Annotated in this window: 1 pseudogene; it reads right to left on the reverse strand. The window is 53.2% G+C overall.

Features of this window, described 5'->3' with window-relative positions:
- Positions 1-659 precede the first annotated feature (659 nt).
- A pseudogene (locus ACP5D4_RS21300) lies at positions 660-3,555 on the reverse strand (hypothetical protein); the annotation flags it as partial.

Genomic DNA, 3,555 nt, shown 5'->3' on the forward strand with positions numbered 1-3,555 from the left:
TATAGCAGAGTCGCCCTGAAAGGGCGAGGCTTTAGACCCAAAATTTCTGGTAACTTGTTGACATCCTCACCGCCGAAGGAAGGACTGCGATCGCCCAAACCGTTCGGCTGACGCTCACGGCGAAGCCTCGCGATTTGGGTTCCTGCTTCCTTCCCCTTCGACTACCCTTCGACAAGCTCAGGGCGGTGCGCTCAGGGGTTTTTCGCAGTTGCTCTCGGGAACCAATCCTTCAAGTCTTCGTTCTCTCGGATGCAAGCTCCGAGAGCTGCGAAGACTGCGTCTTACACTCGCTCCACAGGACGTTCGGCGAAGCTCAGTCGAGCCGCTGTAACGGTGTGTCCCACCGCCAAAAGTTCAATTCGATTTCGGAATGTGAGTCTAACTCACTAACTTGGTTTTCGTTAGTTAGTTTACCCACCTATGTCTATTGTACTGTAAAGCCGCCCTAAAAGGCTTGCCCTGAGCTAAGTCGAAGGGGCGGGGTTTTAGACCCAAAATTTTTGATAAACCGGGTGTCGAACCTAAGACCGAGGGGTAGTGCTGCACTCTGAGGATGCGGGTCAGTCAAAATCCTTTCGTGGCAAGGCTTCAAAAACCAAAGTAGCATTACTCCTCATTACCACCGACCGAGGAATCGTCACGCACCCATGACATACACCCTAAACTTCACCCAGATAGGCCAGCAACACCAGTAGGTTGTCCGACTGCTCGATGTTAAAGTTGCGTTTTGCCTTTAACTCCAGCGTCATCGGTTGTGCGGTGACTTCCGAGAGTTTCACCTCGAAGTCGTTCCCCACTTCCGTTAATTCGCCGTCGGCGAAGTTGAAAATCTGGCGTACCGAGAGTTCCGTGGGGGTGACGTTGGGGGGGACGATATTGTTCGGTAACGTCAGGGAAAGCGATCGCACCTGGCTTTGAGTTTTAAATACATACCAGTCGCTCGAAAATTCGCTGGACAAACTCAACAAACGCACGCCGCGATATTGCTTGAACGCATCTAAATCCATCACCGCTTGTTTGAAGGAGCCGCTGTCGGTTTTGCACATATACCGCAGGTGAATTACGACGTCGGTAATGCTGTCGAAATCGAAGCGGTTAGTTGGTTTGGGCAGTTCTAACAACCAGGTGGAAACGGCTCCGGTTCCTTCAAAGGGAAGATAGCGATCGTCGTTGAAATTCAACTCGAACACGCCGCTGTCTTCAACTCCCGTCGAAACGGCAATTTGTTGGTTGGCTCGCCAATCGGCTCGAATGGAACCGGGCATATTTTGTTCTTCCCCGAGGAGGTATTGCACCCCGGAAATATCCGGCGAAAGCAGGGTTTTATGTCCCGTTTGCGTCAGCGTCGCGTGTACCGTTTCGTAAGGTCCTACCACTGCCGGAATTGAGAGGGAGACGGATTTAATAATGCGGAAATAGTGACCGGGAAAATCGCGATCGAACAGCAATTCGCCCAAGGTAAACTGACAGCGACCGGTTTCTCGTAACTGCAAGAATGCCACCGGGTCGAGACGAGCCAGAGAGATGGTTTTCGTAATCTCTAAATAGCGGCTGTCTTGGTCGAGGGCAGATTTTTCCAACCGGGCTAAATCGAGCCGCAATGCTTCCCCAGCCAGCAGTCCTTTGCGGCGACTGTCCCAATAGCCGAAACTGATATAGGTTTCGTCTGTGCCAAACTCGAATTGGAAAGCGCGTTCGGCTTCTTTGGCGACGTCAAACGCCAGTTGATAGGCTTGGAAATACAGCGCAGACAGGCGATTGACCATCCAATTGTAGAGGTCGCGATTGAGAAACTTGGTGCGATAAAAATCGCCAACTTCTTTGTGTTGTTCGATGCTTTGTTGGTGAATTAAAAAGTCGCGGCTGGCGGCGTTAATTTGCGCCACCGTTGCCTCGATTTGGTGATTGATTTCGTCGATGTCGAACTGCGCTAAATCGCGGTTGTGATTCCATTCCTTTTCGCGGCGTTGGTATCCGCCGAGGGTTTGCATCACGCCAGCGGTGCGATCGAGGACTTTGGCAAGAATTTCAGCAATGTCAGCCGCTTTATTTAACCCTTCACCAATGTAGCTGCCGCCAGATTTGACGGTGGCGACAGGACTGCCGCCAAACCCCGATCCGCCGACTTCCACATCGACGGTACTCGAGGCGAAACCGGCGGCAAATTTCAACACCCCAGCCACCGTATCGCTGACTCCCGCCGCGACGTTGAAACTCAGATTTGCAATTTCGTAATCGTTCATGCCGAAGGCTCCGACGCCGCGCACCGTTTCGTTAAAGAAGCGATGGCGTTCCTGGGCGCTGGCGAGGCTGGTTTCTAAGGCGGCGAGATTGGCGTTTAACTCCTCTTGTTGAAGCTGTTTGATTTCCGTAGTGCGTTCGAGAATGTTGAGTTCGTGGGTATGTTGCAACAGTGTTAAATCTTCGCCGCTACGGTTGCCTAACGCCTCGATCAGGGCGTTGCCGAAGTCGATAACGTATCCCACCATTTCCTTGGCTTTATCGAGCATGAAGGCGTAACGATAGTGGGGTACGGAAACGTTTGTGGCTGCCAACGCCCCCGCCAGTCCGCCACCTAAACCGCTGGCGGCGGCTTGGACTAACGCCGCTGGGTTAATGGGGGGTTGGAACAGGGACAGGCTGCGGAAAACGCCGTCGATGTTGAGGCTGTGGCGGATTTTATAGAGGCGATCGTCGACGACATCCCAATAGCCCAGAAATTGGGAGTTTTCGGGAACGCAGAAGCGAGTAATCACGCTGCGGTGGGGGTTAAAAGGAATTTGGGGCGTTGAGGCTTGGCTGTGGTTGCCATTTTCAACGAGGAAATCTGGTAAAGCCTCGATCTGATTGCGTTCTAAATCCGCTTTGACATCTTCGTAGGTTCCGACGGATTCTAGTTGGCGGGTGGGTTTGGACTGGGGACGGGGACCGAGGAGGGCAAAGGCTAAGAAGTATAGCTGGATGGCTTCGTTAATGGACTCGCGGGTGTCTTGACGGAAGAGGAAGTCGCCCCAGTCGATGAGGTTGTCGATATATTTCATCACGATCGCTTTTTGGTAGGTGTTGAGGCGCAAACGGGCGATCGCGTGGGGATCGAAGGGATCGCGACGATAGGCGTCGAGGGCGGCTTCGTCGGAGAGCAGGTCTGAGAGGGTGTCTAGGGACAGGCCGCGGAAGGGACGGTATCGCCAATAGCGATCGCTGCTCGATCCACCGTTATGGGTATGGCTGGAGTTGTCCTGGGCGGTGGGGTTGAAAATATAGTGATACCACCGTTGCGCGTCGGCGAACTTCTGGTTGGCGTTGAGTTGGTTGGCAATTAGGAAGGGAATGTGGAAGAAGATTTCTTCGTAATAGAGTCCGTATGCGCCTTTGAAGTCGATGCGGTTGTCTGAGGTGCCGTCGGGGAAGGCTTTGGGGGGAAGGATGCGGAGGTCGAGGTTCGCGGCGGAATCGAGATCGGCATTGAGTAAGGCTAAATTCGAGAAATCGGGTTCTTCGTTGACTACTCTCCGCGCTAAAGCGACGGAGATTCCCCGGAGGGATTTCAGCACT

Origin of the sequence: Baaleninema sp. (assembly GCF_049974805.1) — a bacterium.
In the GTDB taxonomy this organism is placed as follows: domain Bacteria; phylum Cyanobacteriota; class Cyanobacteriia; order Cyanobacteriales; family Geitlerinemataceae; genus Baaleninema.